The organism is Pseudomonas sp. c313, assembly GCF_055407145.1.
Genome location: NZ_JBUZRD010000025.1, coordinates 1 through 17,992 on the forward strand (window position 1 = coordinate 1; position 17,992 = coordinate 17,992).

Here is a 17,992-nt window from a genome sequence, read left to right on the forward strand (position 1 = left end):
CGAAAAGCGGTTCGATAAACTCGTTTCGACAATCAGAGTTCTCCAATCAACAGTCACATACGAGTAAAGCGAACTCTAATTCGTGCTTACGTTGGTTTTTGGTTCCATTGCTCCCCAAACCCCAACGCCAAAAGCATTCGCGCTACGCGCTCACCAGTTCGACCCCCAAAGGGGGACCCCCACTCCCTGGGATCAGATCCAAAGCTAATGCTTTCACACGCCAGATTAAGAGCACCATCACCATTCCCTTAATGGCGCTGAGCTCTGGTTCACCACTGTCACTGATTACTCGCTTTTATCGCCTGTGAGCCCACTAGAGACACTTGGGTGTTCCTAGTCGCAAAAGGGCACCACTGCGCTCCAAGGAGCGCTTAAATAAAGTCTCCAGCCTATGGCTGGGCATTATTTGGGGAGGGGGAGCCACGAAGTGGGGGAACCCCGTAGGGGTGCCCCGGCAGAGCCGCCGCTTTTTTACTTTTCCCTTTTAAACCTTTTAGATCACCTACACGCCTTGTTCTACAAGGGGTGTAGAGCTCATAAAGGGAGGGATTTGTTGCCATAAAGGGAGGGATTTGTTGCCATAAAGGGAGGGATTTGTTGCCATAAAGGGAGGGATTTGTTGTATTGTAGGAGAAAGATATAAACTCCCAAAAAATGAAGTGGAGCATATATGAGCTCATCAGCAATGGTTTACAAAAGTAACGCTCTTGTAGAGGCAGCATATCGCCTTAGTGTCCAGGAGCAGCGGATCGTTCTCGCCTGTATCAGTCAGGTAAAAAGGAACGAGCCGTTCACCGATGAAGTGATGTACTCGGTGACTGCTGAGGAGATTTCTACAATGGCCGGAGTCCCCATTGAATCCTCATATAGCCAGCTTAAAGAAGCTGCTCTACGCCTGAAACGGCGAGAGGTCCGGCTAACCCAGGAGCCCAATGGGAATGGTAAACGACCAAGCGTCATGATTACCGGTTGGGTGCAAACAATTGTCTATCGAGAGGGGGAGGGTCGCGTAGAGCTACGCTTCACCAAAGACATGGTGCCGTATCTGACAGAGCTCACAAAACAGTTCACAAAATACGCTTTAGCCGATGTAGCACAAATGGATAGCACTCACGCTATCCGGCTTTACGAATTGCTCATGCAGTGGGACAGCATTGGTCAGAGGGAGATATCCATTGACCAACTCCGTGAGTGGTTTCAACTCGAAGGCCGGTATCCATCGATCAAGGATTTTAAAAAATGGGTATTAGAACCAGCGGTTGCGCAAATCACAGAACACAGCCCTCTTCGGGTGGTCTGGACACAGCGGAAAACAGGTCGAAAGGTCACGCACTTAGCATTCTGTTTTGGGCCTAAATCCATGGTCAACACTAATGGGAAAACCAACACCAAACGCGGCAAGCTGTCAGATGGCGATATAGCAAAACAGGCCCGGCCTGGTGAAACTTGGGAATCTGCACGTGCGCGACTAACTCAACTGGCTTTAGGGCTGACCTGATGTGTGACCATTCGACATTGAACACATATTTACAGCGCAAAACTGTCTGGAACCCTACAGACAGAACCAGACACTGCCCTACATGGCAAAATTAACCATCGGCCGCATGGCAAAGCTCTACGGTTTACACCGTTCAACCTTGCATGAAGCCGTGGCTAAAGGCCGCGTAACTGCTGGCCTGGACGGTAAAGGGCAAAAGGTGATTGACCTGTCTGAAATGATCCGCGTCTATGGCGAACCGCAGGGCTATCCCCTACACCGCCCTACACTTGACCCGACACCCTCGCCCTACACGCCCCCTACACCTGAAATGGACGCCCTACACCCAGCCCTATACCCACTGGTTGAAGAGGTTCGATTGCTACGTGCAGAGATACAAGAGCTGCGCCAATCACTTCGACTGCTCGAGCATAAGCCTGACCCTAAACCTGCTTCGACTCATAAAGCGAAGCCAGGGGAAGTCCCGACTTGGGCAAATTTGCTCAGCGCCCTGGACGACTAAAAGTTCGCGTCCGCAAAACTTTTCCTTGAGCCGCAGGCGAATGGGCAAGCAGTGAAGTGGGCCGGTAGGCCTACTTCACCTATCTTGCCCGCCTGTTCAGCCGACTTAACCCGTTGCGCCTGCCATTCTTTTTCCGTTCTCGTGTCTTTTTTTACCGTTCTTCTGCCGTTGTTTTTCGCTCGCTCAGTCGTTGTTTAAGGCGTCTGTCGTCTGCTGCTGCAGCACAGCCGCCGCCAACAGCCGCTTGCGCGCCTCCTGAGCTCGATGGGTCTCGTCATCCACTTGACGGCTGACGTAGAGCGGCAGCGCCAGACGCTCGTCCTGGTCGTCGCCCGGCTCAATAAATCGCGGTACCGAATCCATGCTGTTCATCCTGTAGCCCCACAAGTGTCAGTGGCCCCTCAAGTTTTAGTAGAGGCATGGGTAATGTACGCAATGAAGGGGTTTACCCGGAAAAAACCCCAGCGAAGGACGCTGGCGATTCAATCCGTGCCTATCGTTGGGTTGGAGGTATATGCTGAAGCTAGGGCCCCATGGGAGTCCCTTGTAAGAGACTTTGAGCAGCTCTCACAGCTCGACGGCAAAACCCTTCACACCGATGCTTTCGGCAAACCGACCCACCGCGGTCAAACTGGCCCAGGTGCGCAGCGCTTCGCGTCGCGAACGCACCTGCAGCCAGCGACTGCCAGCACCGCCCAGGCGAATGGCCAGCCCCCATTTTTCATCCTGCCGGCTGACCAGCACCTCGCGCACGGCGCCGGCCTCGAGCATGACGCGCAGTGCCTCTTCGTGAATGCCTTCCCTCATGCCGGCCCCACACTGGATGGACCGCCCAAAGTGGCGGCGTCAGAGAGGAACGTCTCCACCTCCGTGCTTAGCAACGCTTTGGCGTGGATCAAGCCCATCATCCATATACCCAGACGCGTGACACTGCCGCTGTGCTGCGCGGCAATTGCGTCCAGGTGATCGAATAAATCCTCAATTAGAGTCGCGGTGGATAGGGTCATGACTTCAGTACGTAACGCCACGACAATGCGTCCGGCCAAGTCCGCGCAGCCTGGCGACACGTTACGGAGGCACTCCAAACGCAGACGGTAAGGATTAGTGATGTTCATTGGCATTGGGATTTGGGGAGCAACGGAACAGAAAGTGCACTTAAGCCCTACCAGCGTCGTTCAGTACCTTCTTCCCAGGCATCCTGTCATTTTCAGAAGTCGATTGCACTACTGAGTAGACCAGCTCCGCACCCACTGGCGTCCAGCAGTCGCAAAAAGTCCACTGGGTGGGCTTTGCTGGGACATTGCGCTAATTATCTATTGAGGCAACGCACGGTATAGCGTGGCTCGATGCACCCCCAAAAGACGTGCAACCTCGGAGACTGATTGACCCTTATCAATCAACCTACGTGCATGGGTTATCTGCTCATGAGTCAAAACAGGCTTAGGCCCAAATCGAACACCTTTGGCTTTGGCCGCAGCTCGGCCAGCACTGGTGCGTTCCCCAATCAGCGACCGTTCAAAGTCAGCAATCCCCGCGAAGATCGTCAACACCATTCGCCCGGCTGGTGAAGTAGTGTCAGCCCAGGGCTCAGCAAGCGAACGCAGACCTGCATTGATCTCTTTTAGGCGTTCGGCAATATGAAGCAGGTCTGTCGTTGACCTGGCCAAGCGATCCAACCGTGTCACGGTCAGCACATCACCTGGTCGCAAATGATCGAGCAGCCGACTCAGCTCTGGACGGTCTCGCTTGGCACCGCTGACCTTCTCTTCGAAAATTCGCTGACAACCGTTTTGCCCAAGTGCAATCCGTTGCTGCTCCAGGTCTTGCCCTTGTGTCGAAACCCGAGCGTAACCAATCTGCTGACCTTTGTTTTCCATGGAGCACCTGTCGCATTTATTGTCGCAGGTAACTTACAACGTGCGACAGATTTATGCGACAGGTCAGAGCCAACAAATCCAGCGTATGTGAAACTGTCGCATAACTTAGAAATTATGCGACAATTCACTCGGTTTTTTGAGTTTTATGACATTTCGTAATGGATCGAATCTGGCTGTCTATCGAGAGCTAGTCTTGGGTCTTCCAGACGATCGTAAAATATCAATACCGATATAAAAAATATGTTATAAGATGCCTAGATATTTACACATGGATTTAGGATTTTGGTTACCAACAATACTGCGAAAACTCTGGCTTTTGATCAACATTTATTGACGTTGCTAGAAGCTACAGAGCAGCTGGTAATATCTGGCGGAATCAAGAAAAGCTCGTAGAGGATGCCTCTGATGAGGTCTGGATAGATCAGATGTACGAGATCGATCGCTTAGAAGGTCAATACAGAGCCTATCAAGATCAGATAATCCACCACCTCAAGCAGGCCGTGAAAGACGGCATTGTCGCCTCAGAATGACAGCCATTGATCAGGCGTATTTAGTCCTGCCCACGGCGAATCGCGTTGCTCTGCCCCAAGGCCTTCTTGTTTTCCGGTTGAAACGTCATTGCGACCTTAAACACTTGGCCATCTGATCTTTGGTAAACCCTAGCTATGGCAAGTTGCGTCTTAAAATTAAAGACTGCCCATGACCCGCTCGAATCGTAAAACCCTTATGGCCAGCCTGCTAATTGCGCTCTGGGGCCTCTCCATTCTAGTCGCCTACTGGTGGTACGAAGCACGTTACCTGCGCAGCTTCAGTGAGCAGACCGCGTTGTTCTACGGCGAGCTGCTGCACCTGCCTGATGAGCTTGCGGGTCCAGGCCCGATCCGCCTGATACATTTCTGGGACCCGTCCTGCCCATGCAATGTCGGCAACCAGCAGCACCTTACCGAGCTTATTAAGCGCTTCGGCCCACAGGGTGTTAGTTTCTACGCGGTGCAAACGCCAGGTAGTCACGACCAATTACCTGAAGCCCTGAACGCTTTGAAAACTTTACCCGCCTTGAGCGGCATCTACAGAATACCAGCCAGCCCGGCAGTAGCAATCTGGGACCGGACAGGCCAATTAGCATACTTCGGCCCCTACAGCGAAGGCGCAACCTGCACCTCTAGTAACAGCATTATCGAGCCCATTCTCGACGCCCTGAGTGCTGGCAGACCCGTAAACGCAAATAACACAATGGCCGTAGGCTGCTTCTGCGACTGGCCGAACAATTGACGATCACAAACCGGCAACGCGTTACGGCATCACGCGCAAAAGCATGCTCATCCTTAGACTCACCTTGCCGATACAGAAGTTGTCGAGCGCCTAAATCAAGCTAGCCCTATGTAACACTCACCACGACTGCAGCACCACCTAGAGCCTATCGCCATGTCCGCTAACCTCTCCCCCCTTCAACAGCACTACCAAAAAGCAGACCGAATCATGCTGGGTGTGCTGTGGCTGATGTTTGTGTACTCGCTCGGACTCGCGTTCTGGCATGGTGCTTGGGGTCAAGCGCTCCTGGTCGGAGGTGGTACAGCGGTTGTGATGAGCCTGCTTAACCAGCTAATCAGCGGCCAGCGTCTGTTGCGTTGCGTAATGGGCGCGGCGTATATGGTAATGGCGGCCCTGCACATCAACCAAGCTGGCGGCATGCTTGAAATGCATTTCAGCATCTTCGTGCTACTGGCTTTCTTGGTGTACTACCGTGACTGGCTTCCGATCGTGGTAGCCGCATTGGTGATTGCAGTGCATCACTTGAGTTTCTTTGCCTTACAAGCTCAAGGTGTTGACGTTGTTGTGCTGCCGAGCGGCAGTTGGTCAACCATTTTCCTGCATGCGCTCTACGTCGTAGCAGAAAGCGCAATTCTGATTTACTTGGCGATGCAGACTCACGCGGAAGCCGTTGAAAGCGCGGCGCTGATGCAAGCTGCCGAGAAGATCACTGAGCGAGTTGACGAAGTCAACCTCAGCTACCGCAGCAGTGCGCAGGGCAAAGTTAGCCTAGGTTTTAACCAATTTCTTGGCACCTTGGACGATCTGGTCAGCGAAGTGATTAGAGACACAAAAAGTCTGAAAAAAATGGGTGACAGTCTGCTGCTAACCACCGAGAACCTAAGCTCTGGGGCAGAGCAACAGCAAGGCGAAATCATCTACATGAGCTCAGCTATGCTGCAGATGAGCACCGCCATTGACGAAGTGGCTGGACATGCTGATGGCGCCGCGGCGGCAGCTCAAGCCGCCAACCAGCAAGCTGCCGAGGGTAGTCGCTCGGTCAACCATGTGCGCAGCGAGATCAGCAAACTGGCCACACAAATCGACGTTACTGAAACCGAGGTTCAGGCGCTGGCAGAACAGTCCGAGCAGATCGGCAAGGTGTTGGAAGTGATCCGCTCGATTGCGGATCAAACCAACCTGCTAGCCCTAAATGCTGCGATTGAAGCCGCGCGTGCTGGCGAGCATGGTCGTGGTTTTGCCGTCGTAGCTGACGAGGTGCGCAATCTGGCGCAGAAAACTGCGTTGTCTACCGCTGAAATACAAAAAATCATCAGTGGCTTGCAACAAGGTAGCCGCCAAGCAGCGGCCGCTATGCAAGAAAGCCGAGACAGCGTGCGCAGCTGCGTACAAGACAGTCAAGCGACTGCTGAACTGCTAGGCACAGTAGCGCAAAACATCAGCGGTATTACTCAAATGAACGAGCTGATTGCCGCCGCCACCCACGAGCAAGCTGCGACCAGTGCAGAAGTTAGTCAGCACCTACACAGCGTGCAACAAGTAGCCAAGCAAAGCTTCGGCGATGCTAGCAATCTTAACGACGATGGCCAGCAACTCAGCCAGTTAGCCGATCGCTTGAGCCGTTTGACTGGTCGCTTCCGCGTTAGCCGCTAAGCGCTGAATAGCCCCGACTTGGCAGGCAAATCTTACGGACTACTTGGCTGATGTTTGTGTGTCGAGTCCGACATTAACAGTCGGACGCGTGCCAGTGCCGGGCTCGCACTGGCACGCGGTATGATCTTGACCCGATTTACCATAAACGTCGTTATGCGTAACGCGTAGGACTCACTACTTGCGCGAAAACACCTTGGAGGTGCCTGCCGGGAATTGCTCAAGGCCCAAGTGATACTCGGCGTATTGACTGCTGCCATCCTGCATCACGCACACCGCCAGAATTATCCAGCCTTGATCCAGCAGACCTTGCGCCTGGGTAATTCCGTTTACGGTCTTCAGCTGCTTAACGTTCTCAATCGCCATCGGTACTACTCCTTGTAGGTAAGGATCAATTTTAGCAACCTTGAAAATGACGTGATGGACGATTTTTCAGCAGCTCGTTCACATAAAATATGAATACGTACAATGAACGTACAGCTTGACAAAACGACAAAGTACGGCTATTGTACGTACTGAGTCGACAACTCAACGAATTGAAAAAACTAAACCTAATTTAAAAACATACTCAAACACACTGAAAAACAAACTGAAAACGAGGACTAAAATGTCGAACTCCATGGAATCAAAAGTGCGTGAGCGCTATTGGAATTTATAACCAACCGTAAGGAAGTAATACCACTTAGAACATTGCAGGTGACCCAAATGTCTACATTAGTTGAAACCTTAAATACCAGTAAAACTGCACGTCTTGACCTCAAGACCACTGAATTCGCAAAAGACTTCATTAGAAAAGCAGCAACTATTTCAGGTCTAGACATGACTTCTTTCATCATGTCTTCCGCTTTTGAAAAAGCAGAAGCCGTAATGGAAAATTACAACCGATTGGAGCTTTCTGAAAAAGCTTTCTCCCGGTTACACGAAATTCTTCGTGAGAGCGATGAAAATGCGACACCAACCCCAACCTTAGTAAAACTTATGAGGAATAAAAATGAACGTGCAAGAGACAGAAAACTACGAAGTTGATAACAATTTGCGTGACCATTACGCATCCTATACTTTTCCGAAAACTTTCAGTTGTGGCGAAGTGGTCCTTGACGACTATTTCAAAACCAACCTTAAGCGTGCTCTGAAAAGCGAAAATGTTACTGGAATCGGAGCAATTAACGACAAGGGAGAGGTGTTCGCGTTTTGCACTCTTACTTTTCTTATTTTGGATAAAGCCAGAATCCAGACCTATTTGGAATCGGGGAATCAACCCAATCAGGTTCCAGCGGTCAAGCTAAGCATGCTTGCTGTTGACGTTTCACGTCAAAAACAAGGTGTTGGCTGTGAGCTTCTGATGATGGCTTTCGATCAGGCTGTTACTGTTCATGAAAGCATTCCAATCAAAGGAATGTTTTTAGATGCAGCACCCAATGCAGTTAAATTTTACCAAAGCCTTGGTTTTGGTGATTTGGGTGAAGTCAATGCTGACGGTACAATTCCGATGTTCATCGCCATCAAGATGATGATCGCGGCTGTATCTGCCGGAGCAATTGACGCCTGATTTATTTTTTTATCGCCGCCAATAGTTTTATTGGCGGCGAATACATTTTTAATTTGCACGTTTCCTCAAAGCCATAATGGTTCTTGCTGAAATTTTAAGAATTTCTTCATTGTGAAAAATCAGCTGCGCTCGATGCGGCTTGGTTTCCTCCTCCCAATGCTGCAGATCCTCCATTCGAAACTGATGCTTTCCCTGGTAGGTCGCCGCGAGGTCAGCAGCCAAGCTGCGCGCGGCTTCTCCAGGCGTGGCAATGGTCCACTCGATAATGTCTGCTATCTGTTCAGCTGGTGATCGCTGTGTAACGCTCTGGGCAGCGGCGCAGGCAAATTCGTTGTAGAGCTGAGCTCCCAGCTCCGGATCGTCCGCAGGATTTCCCGGGCACAGCCGCGGCTCCCAGGGAAGCACGTAGGTCGATTGACCGAAAACTTCTTGCCGGACGTAGTCCGAAGGTTTGGCTAAACGCTGCATGAGGTTTGCTCCCAGGCGAAAATCGCATGGTAGCGCAGCAGACTTTGGGCAGCTAAAAGCTGCTTCCAGAGCGGCCTTAGCCGCTCTGATAAACCGACGGCGAAGACGGCGGAAACAGCCGGACAGACGCCACCCGAGCCCACGAGGGGGGTGAGGAAAAATGGCCCCCAGGCCAAATTTTTCCGTTCTGCCCTGGTGCAGCCCGTTCAGGGCGAAACCAGGGTGCGAAGCATCCGGCCGCACCGCTTGCGTGCGCGTCAGGTGAAACCGGACCAACCTGGATTCGCGATGGAGCAGTCGAGAAAGGGACAACGGACCGCAACGAGACGTCGCGCAATGGCAGAATGCAGGTTGGTCCGGCTTTGCCGGGCGCGCACGCTGGTGAATTTTCGAGACAAGCCCGTCCAGGGCGCAGGGGAGGAAAGAGGGTGGAGGCTCGCGCAGCGAGTCGGAACCCTGAAAGCCTGACGGGGCGCTCCCCCGGAAGGTTTGGGCGTCCCGCAGGGCGGCCACGACAGACCGAAGGGATGGCGCGCTGTGGTTCTGCTTTTGTCTTGGATTATCTATTGTCTGATCTATTGGTCCTTCTATTGCTGCGGCTATGGCTTCAGCAATAGGAGTCCCATAGGAAGAGTACAAAGGTGAAAAGGTACAAAAGGGCAAAACGCGGGGTTTGGGGAGCAATGGAACCAAAAACCAACGTAAGCCCTACCACCTGCGCTCGGTGCCTTCTTCCCAGGCATCCGCCTCGATGAAGCAGTTGCGCATGTCGGCTTCCTGGCTGATCTCGGTCAGCAGGTCGTGCACGGTCTTGTCCAGTTCGTCGTCGCTTCGATACGAAATGGCCAACTCGTAGTGGCCCGACTCCAGCCGTTTCATGCCGTAGGGTTCCAGGCAGTAGCGCTCGATGTTCTCCTTGGCCCGTTTCCGGCCGCGCACGAACTTGCTGTTATTCACCACCGCCAGGCGCAGGGTGACGGTGGCCACCCGCTCGACAGCGGGCGGCTCTGCCGGCGATGACGACGAGGCCGTGATCTGCTGATCGCGTGACCGGGCGCTCTTCTGGTATGCGCCGATCTCGACACCCCGGTGGCGCAGGTAGCTGTACAGTGTGCTCTTGGAGATGTGTAGCTTCTCGCCGATGGCGCTGACGCTCAGGCGACCCTCGCGGTACAGCGTTTGCGCCGCCATGGCGGTGGCCTCGGCCTTGGCGGGCAGACCCTTGGGACGGCCACCGATCCGGCCCCGCGACCGTGCGGCCGACAGGCCCGCCTGAGTCCGCTCGCGGATCAGCTCGCGCTCGAACTCGGCCAGCGAGGCGAACAGGTTGAACACCAGGCGGCCTTGGGCATGGGTGGTGTCGATGGGGTCATTCAGGCTCTGCAAGCCGACCTTACGCTCTGCCAGCTCGCCGACCAGCTCGACCAGGTGCTTGAGCGAGCGCCCGAGGCGATCCAGTTTCCAGATCACCACGGCATCACCCGGACGCACGTTGGCCAGCAGTTTGTCCAGTTCCGGACGGGCGCTTTTCGCGCCGCTGGCGATGTCTTGGTAGATGCGTTCGCACCCGGCCTGTTTCAGGGGTTGTACGCCGGAATCCCAGAAATTTCCGTCAGCCCAGCTCCAGTCCCGCCACGAGCGCATCCAGGTCGATGAACTTGCCGTCAGTCTGGAAGGTGTAATGCCCGTTCAGCAGGATGTGCCGCCAGGCCGCTGGCGAACTCACGAGCGCACCGCGCTGGCCAGCGCGTCGCCGGAAGCTCTATGCGCCCATCTGCCTCTACTGGAAAACCAGGTCAGCAACGTCTGGTCGATGGGCAAGGATGGCCGCTCCTACTGGCCCATCAAGCGCCAGGCCGCCACGGCGGATCGCATTGCCAACCACAAGGGACGCAATCCGCAAGAGCGCGCCTCCCTGAAAAAGCGTCTGCTGCGCAAGTGGATGAGCAAATGAACCTGTCCACCATCGAGGCGCTGGCTATCGCTTGGGCGCGAATCGCTGAAGAAGCAGAACTCCCAGCCGGCTACGAGGGCACGGCGACGCCAGAGGCGCATCGGGCCTGCGAGGTGATCCAGGAGCGGATTCGAGAGCACGTCGTCGCCACCAATGACATGCGGCTGTTCGGTCTGCTGCACCTGCTTGGGCAGGCGTCGCTGCGCATGGAGCAAGCGCTGTGGCCGGAAGAATATGCGCGGATGACCCGCGAGGTCGAGGAAGCTCTCCGAGAGGCCGACGACCCCAACGCCAAGTCGTACACCCACGAAGAAGTCATGCGGGCGATGCAGGAACTCATCGACCAAGCGCGAGACAAGCCATGTTGATCGGCTGACGGAAATTTCTGGGTTTCCGGCTTACAACCCCAGCTCGGGCACCGTCGATGTTGGTTAGAATGGCGTATTGAAGTCTACTGCTCGCAAGGAAACCCAATGAGCACTGAGAAGCCAGAGCTTTTGCTCGTCCTTCAAAGGTTTCTAGATAATGTTTATGTGAAGGCTTCGAAAAGCCAGAGTGGTTTACTCAAAAGAAATCATGGCCACTACACATACGCGAATGGAATACTCTTCGTCTACCTGACAATCTTCCCTAAAGAGGTTGAGCTTGTTGTTGAAAGCAAGCAGGTAGGTAACGGGGTTTTTAGTATTGTTTTGGATATGTGCATGTCCAGTGGAGAAGTACTGGCTGGCAACCTGCTGTCTCTGAATGGGAGATGCGAGGAGATCAGCACGGCATTGGCCTCGCAAGAGGATTGGGTGTTGGCCCTGTTGTTAAAGTACTTGGGCACCTGAGTCTTTTTCCAGAGCGTGGACACCGCAGGCGTTCCGGTTTGCCGGTTCGCGGGCGCCGAGTTTATGCAGTGACCGCTTCTGGCTGTGGATTCAACCGGTCGATGCAACAGATTGGCTAAATCGTTCTGCGGGGTTTTTTAGTCTCGTGTTTTGCGAGGCGGCTATTTTGCTGCCTTGCAACTTCATTGAGCGTACCTTGCGGGCGAGGGCGGCGACTCAGTCTTTGCCCCGGCTTTAAGCCAGCAAGGGCGGGTCTTTACCCGCCCCAGTGGTTTAGCTCCGCACGAACGCCAGTAGATCAGCGTTAATGGTATCGGCGTTAGTTGTCGGCATTCCGTGGGGGAAGCCGGGGTAGATTTTCAGGATGCTGTTTTGCAGAAGTCTGGCGGACAGAACTCCAGCATTTTCATAGGGTACGATCTGGTCATCATCCCCGTGCATCACCAGTACGGGGATCTTGATGCTCTTCAAATCCTCGGTGAAGTCGGTCTGAGAAAACGCCACGATCCCGTCATAGTGTGCCTTGGCACAGCCCATCATGCCTTGTCGCCACCAGTTCCACACGATGCCCTCGGACGGTTTCGCACCTGGGCGGTTGTAGCCGTAAAAAGGTCCTGCCGGAACGTCGTAATAGAACTGTGCGCGGTTGGCTTTCAGTTGGCTCTGCAGGTCGTCGAAAACCGATTTCGGCAAACCACCAGGGTTGTTCGCAGCCTGAACCATCAGCGGCGGCACGGCGCTGATGATGGCGGCCTTCGACACCCGGTCTTCACCGTGGCGCGCGATGTAATGGATGACCTCACCCCCGCCTGTGGAGTGCCCGACATGGACGGCGCCTTGTACGCCGAGGTGATCGACCACGGCGGCAACGTCGTCGGCATAGTGATCCATGTCGTGGCCATCCCAGACCTGGCTGGAGCGCCCATGCCCCCGTCGGTCGTGGGCAACGACCCGATAGCCGTGGTCCAGGAAAAAGAGCATCTGCGCGTCCCAATCGTCTGCGCTGAGCGGCCATCCATGATGGAAAAAGATGACCTGAGCGTCACGTGGTCCCCAGTCCTTGTAAAAGATTTCAACACCGTCCCGCGTAGTGACGTATCCCATGTTCGTATCTCCTGAGTGAAGGTATGACCTCGACCGATTAGAGATTCGGCCTTGGCCCTGATGAACGAAGTGCAGCCCATTGGATAGGTGTTGCACAGGCTGTGTTTGTCGATTGATCTGCATCTACCCATGAGCCCATGACGGCGGAGCAATGCATTGAACTTGAGCCGCTTGGCCGCCTTATGACTTTAGGTTTAAAGGCTCTTCGCATTTAAGGGTGTAGAAAAAATCTGACCGGCTGGAAAAGGAGTCGAGGATCTTAGAAAATGTAAGCTCTCACACCAACAAAAACTAAGCCCCCGACGTGAACAATCTTACCTTTTCTAGCCCTGATCTTTCCAGCTTTTGCCAACTGAATAACCTCGGCCTGACTGCCACTGGACAACATCTTTGTGCAGAGCGCGCCGTCATCGAATGTCGTTTAACCAAAGCACCCGAGCCATGCCCCAAGTGCGGGGCTGCTGGTGTTTCACGCGGTACTGTCGATAGGCATCTTGCTCACACACCTTACGGACAACGACCAACCAGATTGCTGCTGCGTATCCGTCGCTGGCGTTGTGCTTGCGGCTGTTTCTGGCATGAAGATACAAACAGTGCAGCACCTCCACGTTCAAAGCTTTCATATGGGGCGATACGCTGGGCATTAGCTGCCATCGTGCTGGATCATCTGTCGGTATCTCGTGTTGCGAGCCAGCTTGATGTTGCATGGCACACCGCTAATAATGCCATTATCAACGAAGGACGGCGCCTGCTTTTTAATGACTCGACACGTTTTGACGGTGTGACCGTGCTGGGCGTGGATGAGCATGTTTGGCGACATACACGCTGTGGTGACAAGTACGTCACCATCGTGGTTGACCTTACGCCCGTGCGTAACAAAAACGGGCCGGCCCGCTTGCTCGATGTGCTGGAAGGCCGCTCCAAACAAGCCTTTAAGCAATGGCTACAGAGTCGCCCCAAATCGTGGCGTGACCAGATCGAAAGCATTGCCATGGACGATTTTACGGGGTTTAAATCTGCAGCGCAAGAAGCCCTGCCTCAAGCCCAAACCGTGCTGGATCCTTTCCATGTCGTGCGCTGGGCAAGCAACATGCTGGATGAATGCCGCCGGCGTGTGCAACACGACATCCTGGGCCGCAGAGGGCGTAAAAATGACCCGCTCTACAAAAGCCGTCGAACGCTACTGACTCGGATCAGCTACCTGTCTGACGCCAACAAAAAGCAACTGTTCCAGCTGTTTGCAGATGAGCACCACCTCGAAGTGGATTGCACCTGGAGCATGTACCAACGGGTGGTCAGCGCCTACAACGAGCCGGATCGAAAACGTGGTAAAAAACTCATGGAAGAGGTCATAAATATCATTACAGCCAGCGACTTGCCCAAAGCGCTCATCGAGGTGAAAGGCTTGGGGGAAACGCTGAAAAAATACGCTGAGAGCATCCTTGCCTACTTCGACCGGCCAGGAACCAGCAACGGTCCAACAGAAGCTATCAACGGGCGACTTGAGCACTTACGAGGTACCGCCTTGGGCTTTAGAAATTTAACCAATTACATAGCCAGGTGCTTGCTGAAGTCAGGAGGGTTTAGAAATCAGCTACACCCTTAAATGCGAAGAGCCCGATTTCTCTACTGAGAAAACTCTTTCCGAAATAGACCTAAATGAGTTTGAATCGACGTTAAATGATGCAATGGACTTAGTTGAGTCATTTTTAAACTATGGGGTTAAATGCAAGCTACAATCATATGATATAAAGCCGAATGCAAAAGGCACCTTCCCCACTATAAAAATGAAAATAGCCTATTGCTTGAGAAGCAATGCAGCACAAATGAAGCGTCTGGAAGTAGACAGGAACTGTCCGCTAGTCATAGTTATTGACTACAGCTTTAATGAAAAATCATATAATGTTGAAATGCTTCAACTTGGCGATGATGATGGCGAAATTCAGGCGTATGACATATGCGACTTGATGGCAGAAAAACTCAGATCAATTCTACAACAAGAAGTACGAAACAGAGGCCGAGAACAAGACATTTATGATGTCAACTATCTATTAACGACAATAAAGCCTCTGAGCGATTCAGAAAAAACTAAAATTCTTAACTCGTTAATAAATAAAAGCCAAGGGAAAAAAATTGATTATCTGCTTCATCGCGATGGTATAGATAATCCGGAAATCAAAAAAAGATCCTCAGAAAAATATCCATTACTAAAAGATACGGTTGTTGATCTTCCAGACTTTGAAGAGTCGTATGCCAGGGTAGCCGACTTCTTTAAATCGTTACCATGGGATGACAATTGATAAAAATTAGTTAATTCGTGAAAGACCAGGTGCGCTCGATGCGCCTTGGTTTTTGCAAGCAGGCCTCCCCAAAAATTTAACCGATGCTAGGCCCGCGAGGCCGAATATCTGGAAAGCGCGACTGTTGTTGCTTAAGCCATTCGGGCAAGCGCAAAAACTCGTCCTGCTCACTCACAGAAGCATTTTGCATGCCGACCACGCTCAAATTTTCAGGGCTAAGGGCTTGAACCTCAGCATGTAGACCTTGAAGTGCACCAACCATGGTCCGAACATCTCGGCCATCTGCAGATAAGGCCTGAACCATACACAATGCGGCTTCAATCGCGTCCAATCGACTCTGGCGTACTGAATGCCACAAGACAAGGTCTTCAGATTCATCTCGGCTTGATGAGCCAGCAGTATACGATTGCGTTTCGTAGTGCTGCTCCGCAGCTCCAAAATTAGCCGACTCTGCCCTCTGTACTTCTTCCAAGGGGTGCATAGAGAAAACGGAAATTTTCGTACGATAAGCCCTGCTGACAGTCCCAAACCCTTGCGTTGTGCAGTCGGTATCCGAATGGAGTACACCTCACTCAGGCGTCAGGATGATTACTCGCCTCACGTCAGATTAGGGTCTATTTTTGCATTTTCTGACGCGGCAGCGTCCACCTCTACGACCTCAACCTGACACAGAACGCTTAGCGTACGAAAATTTCCGTTTTCTCTATTCGCCCCAAGGAGAACCGTCGCATCGTGACGCGCTTCGACAAGCTCGCAACAAGTTTTGCGGCGATGGTCTCATTGGCCTGCGCTATGCGGTGCTTGCGACAATACTTTACGTACAGAGCCTAGCAACCCAATATGAGAAACCCCGGCAGGATGCCGGGGTTTTTTTATTAACTATCTAAATCAAATTTCCACATTAAAGAAAACTTGGTAAACCTTTAGCAGGATCTGTTTCACGTGCCGCTTGAGCATCTGCTACAGTCATACCTAAGGCCTTAGCAACGCCTTGCCCATAAGCTGGATCGCAAGCATAACAGTTGCGGATATGACGGTATTTGATGAAATCTAGCGCATCACCCATCGCTGCGGCCGTGTTATTAAACAATGCTTGTTTCTGTTCATCATTCATCAAATTGAACAGGGCACGGGGCTGGCTGAAGTAGTCATTGTCATCTTCGCGGAAGTCCCAGAAATCAGCATCACCGGTAATCTTTAATGCTGGTTCTTTAAACTGAGGTTGTTCCTGCCACTGGTTAAAACTGTTCGGTTCATAATGTGGCAATGAACCATAGTTGCCATCCATGCGGCCCTGACCATCACGACGATTAGAGTTTACAGGGCAGCGTGCAGCATTGACCGGAACCTGTGAATGATTTACACCAACACGATAACGTGCTGCATCAGCATAGTTCACCAGACGTGCCTGTAACATACGATCCGGTGAGTAGCTAATTCCCGGTACCAGATTGCTTGGTGCAAAGGCAGCCTGTTCTACATCCTGGAAATAATTTTCCGGATTGCGGTTCAGTTCGAATTCACCGACTTCAATCAGTGGATAATCACCTTTCGGCCAGACTTTGGTCAGGTCAAATGGATGATAAGGAACTGTTTCAGCTTCCAGTTCCGGCATGATTTGAACGTACATTTTCCATTTTGGATACTCACCACGTTCAATGGCATCAAATAAGTCAGTCTGACTACTTTCACGATCTTTAGCAATCAAATCTGCTGCTTCAGCATCGGTCAGGTTCTGGATGCCTTGCTGGGTACGCATATGGAATTTCACCCAGAAGCGTTCATTTTGGGTATTGATAAAACTGAAGGTATGGCTGCCAAAACCATGCATATGACGGTAGCCAGCAGGAATACCGCGATCCGACATCACAATGGTCACCTGATGCAAGGCTTCAGGCAATAATGTCCAGAAATCCCAGTTATTGGTGGCACTGCGCTTGTTGGTTTTCGGGTCACGTTTGACTGCTTTATTCAGGTCAGGGAACTTACGGGCATCCCGCAGGAAAAACACCGGGGTATTATTGCCGACCAGATCCCAGTTGCCTTCTTCAGTATAGAATTTCAGGGCAAAACCTCGAATATCACGTTCTGCATCGGCCGCGCCACGTTCACCCGCCACCGTTGAGAAACGCGCAAACATTTCGGTTTTTTTGCCGACTTCAGAGAAAATTTTAGCGCGAGTATATTGGGTAATATCATTGGTCACGGTAAAGGTACCAAAAGCACCTGAACCTTTAGCGTGCATACGACGCTCTGGAATCACTTCGCGGACGAAGTTTGCTAATTTTTCATTCAACCATAAATCTTGGGCAAGTAAAGGTCCACGCGCACCTGCCGTCATACTGTTCTGATTATCCACCACAGGGGCACCAGCTTCAGTAGTCAGGTGGGTAACAGGACATTTTTTAGGGTCTTGACTCATACTATTAACTCCCGTTTCTTTTAATTTAAATTTCCTGCAGAAATTTAAGATTTTCAATCCTAGTCGTAACTGTCCTGCAACTGCTGATACAGCGCTTTCAACTCGGTAATGCGCGCTTGAAGCTGCTCAGGGGTTTTCTCAGTGTCGGTCTCGGTCATGTCGTGGGGATTCCTTTCAGTGCTACACGTTGATGGCGAACACGTCGACCGACTCAGTATAGGCCACAGCTTGTGGGTCTTTCAGGTGCGAAAACGGCTCGCACTCGACTCAAATTGCAGCTGAGAAATCGGAATGGTGCTCCGAGCACGACTCCAATTTTTCGCTCATAGGAAGGAGACACTAGCGGTACACCTCTCGCCGGTTCCCAATCTTAATGGGGTTTGGGGAGCAATGGAACAGAAAGTGCACTTAAGCCCGGTGCCTGTCCTCAAACCAGCGTGCTGTCTGGATAGTTCTATAAAACGACCGTTTTATGAAACCGCTTTAACGAACATCAGGAAGGACCGTAAACATCCGAAAAGCGGTTCGATAAACTCGTTTCGACAATCAGAGTTCTCCAATCA

General features: G+C 52.2%; 20 protein-coding genes and 1 pseudogene. 12 read left to right on the plus strand and 9 right to left on the minus strand.

All coding sequences use genetic code 11. From position 1 onward, the window contains the following. Nucleotides 1–670: 670 nt before the first annotated feature. Both ACZRKZ_RS27250 and ACZRKZ_RS27255 read left to right on the plus strand, forming a co-directional pair. Nucleotides 671–1,498 (plus strand): replication initiation protein, encoded by an 828-nt coding sequence (locus tag ACZRKZ_RS27250; RefSeq protein ID WP_463983183.1) that lies wholly within the window; start codon nucleotides 671–673, stop codon nucleotides 1,496–1,498. A gap of 82 nt (nucleotides 1,499–1,580) precedes the next feature. Further along, the gene (locus tag ACZRKZ_RS27255) at nucleotides 1,581–2,000 is read left to right on the plus strand and encodes a hypothetical protein (protein WP_463983184.1); all 420 of its coding nucleotides are present in this window, start codon (nucleotides 1,581–1,583) and stop codon (nucleotides 1,998–2,000) included. 183 nt (nucleotides 2,001–2,183) lie between these two features. On the opposite strand, the gene ACZRKZ_RS27260 is transcribed toward ACZRKZ_RS27255, so the two are convergent. From ACZRKZ_RS27260 to ACZRKZ_RS27275, 4 genes are all read right to left on the minus strand, one after another. Further along, a complete protein-coding gene (locus tag ACZRKZ_RS27260; RefSeq protein WP_463983185.1) occupies nucleotides 2,184–2,363 on the minus strand; it encodes a hypothetical protein in 180 nt (59 codons plus the stop codon). Nucleotides 2,364–2,567: 204 nt separating this feature from the next. Then, on the minus strand, nucleotides 2,568–2,807 hold the full coding sequence (locus ACZRKZ_RS27265; RefSeq protein ID WP_463983186.1) for a hypothetical protein: 240 nt from the start codon (nucleotides 2,805–2,807) through the stop codon (nucleotides 2,568–2,570). After that, the gene (locus tag ACZRKZ_RS27270; RefSeq protein ID WP_463983187.1) at nucleotides 2,804–3,067 is read right to left on the minus strand and encodes a hypothetical protein; all 264 of its coding nucleotides are present in this window, start codon (nucleotides 3,065–3,067) and stop codon (nucleotides 2,804–2,806) included. Before ACZRKZ_RS27270 ends, ACZRKZ_RS27265 begins: the two co-directional genes overlap by 4 nt. 246 nt (nucleotides 3,068–3,313) lie before the next feature. After that, nucleotides 3,314–3,877 carry a recombinase family protein gene (locus ACZRKZ_RS27275; RefSeq protein ID WP_127882202.1) on the minus strand — a complete coding sequence of 188 codons (564 nt, stop codon included), beginning with the start codon at nucleotides 3,875–3,877 and terminating at the stop codon, nucleotides 3,314–3,316. Between the two features lie 699 nt (nucleotides 3,878–4,576). Between ACZRKZ_RS27275 and ACZRKZ_RS27280 the strand changes: the two genes are divergently transcribed. Together ACZRKZ_RS27280 and ACZRKZ_RS27285 are read left to right on the plus strand one after the other, a co-directional pair. Beyond that, entirely contained in the window at nucleotides 4,577–5,149 is a 573-nt protein-coding gene (locus ACZRKZ_RS27280) for a DUF6436 domain-containing protein (protein ID WP_048377739.1), read from the plus strand. Between the two features lie 153 nt (nucleotides 5,150–5,302). Further along, nucleotides 5,303–6,802 carry a methyl-accepting chemotaxis protein gene (locus ACZRKZ_RS27285; RefSeq protein ID WP_127882200.1) on the plus strand — a complete coding sequence of 500 codons (1,500 nt, stop codon included), beginning with the start codon at nucleotides 5,303–5,305 and terminating at the stop codon, nucleotides 6,800–6,802. A gap of 174 nt (nucleotides 6,803–6,976) precedes the next feature. Here ACZRKZ_RS27285 and ACZRKZ_RS27290 read toward each other — a convergent pair whose 3' ends face one another. Continuing rightward, nucleotides 6,977–7,165, minus strand: coding sequence for a hypothetical protein (locus ACZRKZ_RS27290; protein WP_153387371.1), 189 nt, complete (start codon nucleotides 7,163–7,165; stop codon nucleotides 6,977–6,979). Between the two features lie 339 nt (nucleotides 7,166–7,504). Here ACZRKZ_RS27290 and ACZRKZ_RS27295 point away from each other — a divergent pair, with 339 nt between their 5' ends. Further along, nucleotides 7,505–7,825: a type II toxin-antitoxin system TacA family antitoxin gene (locus tag ACZRKZ_RS27295; protein WP_153387372.1), complete on the plus strand. Its 321-nt coding sequence runs from the start codon at nucleotides 7,505–7,507 to the stop codon at nucleotides 7,823–7,825. Further along, on the plus strand, nucleotides 7,791–8,348 hold the full coding sequence (locus tag ACZRKZ_RS27300) for a GNAT family N-acetyltransferase (RefSeq protein WP_153387373.1): 558 nt from the start codon (nucleotides 7,791–7,793) through the stop codon (nucleotides 8,346–8,348). The genes ACZRKZ_RS27295 and ACZRKZ_RS27300 overlap by 35 nt, the downstream gene beginning before the upstream one ends. A gap of 48 nt (nucleotides 8,349–8,396) precedes the next feature. On the opposite strand, the gene ACZRKZ_RS27305 is transcribed toward ACZRKZ_RS27300, so the two are convergent. Together ACZRKZ_RS27305 and ACZRKZ_RS27310 are read right to left on the minus strand one after the other, a co-directional pair. After that, nucleotides 8,397–8,816, minus strand: a complete 420-nt coding sequence (locus tag ACZRKZ_RS27305; protein WP_463863049.1) for a hypothetical protein — start codon at nucleotides 8,814–8,816, stop codon at nucleotides 8,397–8,399. A gap of 708 nt (nucleotides 8,817–9,524) precedes the next feature. Then, nucleotides 9,525–10,460 carry a recombinase family protein gene (locus tag ACZRKZ_RS27310; RefSeq protein ID WP_238347453.1) on the minus strand — a complete coding sequence of 312 codons (936 nt, stop codon included), beginning with the start codon at nucleotides 10,458–10,460 and terminating at the stop codon, nucleotides 9,525–9,527. A gap of 37 nt (nucleotides 10,461–10,497) precedes the next feature. Here ACZRKZ_RS27310 and ACZRKZ_RS27315 point away from each other — a divergent pair, with 37 nt between their 5' ends. From ACZRKZ_RS27315 to ACZRKZ_RS27325, 3 genes are all read left to right on the plus strand, one after another. Further along, a complete protein-coding gene (locus tag ACZRKZ_RS27315; protein ID WP_306156883.1) occupies nucleotides 10,498–10,770 on the plus strand; it encodes a hypothetical protein in 273 nt (90 codons plus the stop codon). Beyond that, nucleotides 10,767–11,138 carry a hypothetical protein gene (locus ACZRKZ_RS27320; protein WP_023294894.1) on the plus strand — a complete coding sequence of 124 codons (372 nt, stop codon included), beginning with the start codon at nucleotides 10,767–10,769 and terminating at the stop codon, nucleotides 11,136–11,138. Before ACZRKZ_RS27315 ends, ACZRKZ_RS27320 begins: the two co-directional genes overlap by 4 nt. A 105-nt stretch (nucleotides 11,139–11,243) precedes the next feature. Continuing rightward, nucleotides 11,244–11,603 (plus strand): hypothetical protein, encoded by a 360-nt coding sequence (locus ACZRKZ_RS27325; protein WP_044275693.1) that lies wholly within the window; start codon nucleotides 11,244–11,246, stop codon nucleotides 11,601–11,603. A 273-nt stretch (nucleotides 11,604–11,876) separates the two neighbouring features. On the opposite strand, the gene ACZRKZ_RS27330 is transcribed toward ACZRKZ_RS27325, so the two are convergent. Beyond that, nucleotides 11,877–12,707: an alpha/beta fold hydrolase gene (locus ACZRKZ_RS27330; protein ID WP_003829125.1), complete on the minus strand. Its 831-nt coding sequence runs from the start codon at nucleotides 12,705–12,707 to the stop codon at nucleotides 11,877–11,879. Between the two features lie 304 nt (nucleotides 12,708–13,011). Between ACZRKZ_RS27330 and ACZRKZ_RS27335 the strand changes: the two genes are divergently transcribed. The 3 genes and pseudogenes from ACZRKZ_RS27335 to ACZRKZ_RS27345 all read left to right on the plus strand — a co-directional run. Beyond that, a complete protein-coding gene (locus ACZRKZ_RS27335; protein WP_463868218.1) occupies nucleotides 13,012–14,313 on the plus strand; it encodes an ISL3-like element IS1411 family transposase in 1,302 nt (433 codons plus the stop codon). Beyond that, the gene (locus ACZRKZ_RS27340; RefSeq protein ID WP_138726124.1) at nucleotides 14,297–15,007 is read left to right on the plus strand and encodes a nucleotidyl transferase AbiEii/AbiGii toxin family protein; all 711 of its coding nucleotides are present in this window, start codon (nucleotides 14,297–14,299) and stop codon (nucleotides 15,005–15,007) included. Before ACZRKZ_RS27335 ends, ACZRKZ_RS27340 begins: the two co-directional genes overlap by 17 nt. 714 nt (nucleotides 15,008–15,721) lie before the next feature. Beyond that, a pseudogene (locus ACZRKZ_RS27345) lies at nucleotides 15,722–15,838 on the plus strand (IS5/IS1182 family transposase); the annotation flags it as partial. Between the two features lie 70 nt (nucleotides 15,839–15,908). Here the strand turns inward: ACZRKZ_RS27345 and ACZRKZ_RS27350 are convergent. Further along, nucleotides 15,909–17,429 (minus strand): catalase, encoded by a 1,521-nt coding sequence (locus ACZRKZ_RS27350; protein WP_003829123.1) that lies wholly within the window; start codon nucleotides 17,427–17,429, stop codon nucleotides 15,909–15,911. Between the last annotated feature and the right edge of the window lie 563 nt (nucleotides 17,430–17,992).